The following is a 2,286-nucleotide window of genomic DNA, read 5'->3' on the forward strand; positions in this document are numbered from 1 at the left end:
ATGTGCAACCATCGGCATCGGCGTGCTGGGCGAGTACATCGGCCGCATCTACCATGAGGTCAAGCGCCGCCCTATCTATCTCGTGCGCGAGGAGCACCGCGTTGAGCGTCGACGCGCGGCTCGCCGGCCTGCTGGCCCGCTACCGCGCACTGCTGGTATTCGGTACGATCGGCGTCGCCAACACCCTGCTCCATTCGGGGACCGTGGTATTCCTCGTCGAACGCGCGCTGGCCGGGCCGGTGCCGGCCAACGTGGCCGGTTTCGCCGTCGCGAACACGGCGTCCTATTTCGCCAACTGCCGATCCTCCAGCTGCTGCTCCCGCACGCCAACACGAGCATGTCGCCCGCGCGCCATGCCGTGCGCGCGCTGGTGCTGACACCGACGCGCGAACTGGCGATCCAGGTCGCCGAGAACGTCAAGGCCTACGCCCAGCACACGCCGCTGCGTTCCACCGTCGTCTTCGGCGGTATGGACATGAAGCCGCAGACCGAGATCCTGCGCCGCGGCGTCGAGATCGTCATCGCCACGCCGGGCCGCCTGCTCGACCACGTGGAGCAGAAGAACATCAGCCTGGGCCAGGTCCAGATGCTCGTGATGGACGAAGCCGACCGCATGCTCGACATGGGTTTCCTGCCCGACCTGCAGCGCATCATCAACCTGCTGCCGAAGAAGCGCCAGAACCTGATGTTCTCGGCCACGTTCTCGCCCGAGATCAAGAAGCTGGCGGGCAGCTTCCTGAACGATCCGCTGACGATCGAAGTCGCGCGCAGCAACGCCACCAACACCTCGATCACGCAGGTGCTGTACAAGGTCGACGAAGAGCAGAAGCGCAACGTCGTCGAGCACCTGATCCGTGCGCGCGACCTGAAGCAGGTGCTGGTGTTCTCGAACACCAAGATCGGCGCCTCGCGCCTGGCGCGCTACCTCGAGCAGGCCGGCATCAAGGCGTCCGCGATCCACGGCGACAAGACCCAGCAGGAACGCATCGCCGCGCTGGACGCGTTCAAGAACGGCGAGATCGACGTGCTCGTCGCGACCGACGTCGCGGCGCGCGGCCTCGACATCACCGACCTGCCGTGCGTGATCAACTACGACCTGCCGTACAACGCCGAGGATTACGTCCACCGCATCGGCCGCACCGGCCGCGCCGGCGCCACGGGCGATGCGCTGTCCGTGTTTTCGGACAAGGACGAGCGCCTGCTGGCCGACATCGAGAAGCTGATCAAGCAGACCATCACGCGCGGCGAAGCCGACCGGCTTCACGCCCTCGCGCGGCGGCGAGCGCGCTCCCGATCGCACTGCCGACCGCCGCGGCGGGCGCCGCGAATCGGACGCTCCGCGCGGCGAACGTCCGGAGCGCACGGACCGCGGCCCGCGCGGCATGGGCGCGCCGCGTCGCGACAAGGTCGATCCGTGGTTCCTCAAGCCCTACGAGCCGGCCGCGGCCCCGCGCAAGGAAATGGCCGCGGCACCGGCCGCGTCGAGCAAGCCGAAGCCCAAGCTGGCCGCGCTGCTGGGCGGCTTGCCGAAGCAGTGAGCGGCAGTAAGCACACGCGGTATCCGTGAACGAAGGCCTGTCGCTGCGCGGCGGGCTTTTTTCGCTGGGTCGCCGGCTCAGGCGGAACGGCGGAAGGTCACGGACTTGTGCAGCGCATAGGTCAGTACCGGGCCGCACAACAGGACCATCAGGAGACCGATGAGGTAATGCCAGTGCATCGCCTGGGCGAAGGCGGACAGGCCGACGGTGAGCGCAAGGCTGAGCAGCGACACCGTCAGGAAGGTCCGGTAGCGGCGCCAGCTCGGCGGTTGGCGAAACGTGAACCTGCAGTTGGCGAAATAGGACGCCGTGTTCGCGACGGCGAAACCGGCCACGTTGGCCGGCACCGGCCCGGCCAGCGCGCGTTCGACGAGGAATACCACGGTCCCCGAATGGAGCAGGGTGTTGGCGACGCCGATCGTACCGAATACCAGCAGTGCGCGGTAGCGGGCCAGCAGGCCGGCGAGCCGCGCGTCAGGACCGTTCAACGCGGTGCTCCTCGCGCACGAGATAGATAGGGCGGCGCTTGACCTCATGGTAGATGCGGCCGATGTACTCGCCCAGCACGCCGATGCCGATCAGTTGCACGCCCCCGAGGAACATGCCGCCCGCCATCAGCGAGGCATAGCCCGGCACGTCGATGCCGTGCACGAGCGTGCGGACCACGATCAGCGTGGCGTACAGGTGCTGGATCATCCAACTAACTCCTCCGTTTTAACCTTAGCAATACGTAACTGAACGAAGTGCA

At 67.1% G+C, this 2,286-nt stretch carries 2 protein-coding genes and 1 pseudogene; 1 reads left to right on the plus strand and 2 read right to left on the minus strand.

Annotation, left to right across the window (positions count from 1 at the left end):
* The first annotated feature begins 157 nt into the window (after positions 1–157).
* Positions 158–1,538 (plus strand): annotated as a pseudogene (locus tag ACWNCF_RS01830) (DEAD/DEAH box helicase).
* 77 nt (positions 1,539–1,615) lie between these two features.
* On the opposite strand, the gene ACWNCF_RS01835 reads toward ACWNCF_RS01830, so the two are convergent.
* Together ACWNCF_RS01835 and ACWNCF_RS01840 are read right to left on the minus strand one after the other, a co-directional pair.
* Positions 1,616–2,026 carry a GtrA family protein gene (locus ACWNCF_RS01835; RefSeq protein ID WP_449405809.1) on the minus strand — a complete coding sequence of 137 codons (411 nt, stop codon included), beginning with the start codon at positions 2,024–2,026 and terminating at the stop codon, positions 1,616–1,618.
* Positions 2,013–2,204, minus strand: a complete 192-nt coding sequence (locus tag ACWNCF_RS01840; protein ID WP_449405810.1) for a hypothetical protein — start codon at positions 2,202–2,204, stop codon at positions 2,013–2,015. Before ACWNCF_RS01840 ends, ACWNCF_RS01835 begins: the two co-directional genes overlap by 14 nt.
* Between the last annotated feature and the right edge of the window lie 82 nt (positions 2,205–2,286).

The sequence above is a fragment of the Massilia phosphatilytica genome, assembly GCF_977014125.1.